General features: G+C 67.9%; 1 protein-coding gene. It reads left to right on the forward strand.

What is annotated here, in order from left to right; all coding sequences use genetic code 11:
* Nucleotides 1-312 (forward strand): uracil phosphoribosyltransferase (gene upp, locus FS767_RS21955; protein ID WP_144968208.1); only part of this gene is annotated, 312 nt, incomplete at both ends.

The raw sequence follows: 312 nt of genomic DNA on the forward strand, positions 1-312 counted from the left end.
GCAAGAAGGTCACCGTGGTGCCCATCCTGCGCGCCGGCATCGGCATGCTCGACGGCGTGCTCAGCCTGATCCCCAGCGCCCGGGTCAGCGTGGTCGGCCTCGCCCGCAACGAATCCACCCTGCAGGCCCACACCTACTTGGAAAAGCTGGTGGGTGAACTGGACCAGCGCCTGGCCATGATCATCGATCCCATGCTGGCCACCGGCGGCTCCCTGATCGCCACCATCGATCTGCTGAAGAAGGCCGGGGCCAAGGAAATCCGCGCCCTGGTGCTGGTCGCGGCGCCCGAGGGCATCGCCGCGGTCGAGCAAG

This window comes from Pseudomonas sp. DE0010 (assembly GCF_007680745.1).
Taxonomy (GTDB): Bacteria; Pseudomonadota; Gammaproteobacteria; order Pseudomonadales; family Pseudomonadaceae; genus Aquipseudomonas; species Aquipseudomonas parafulva_B.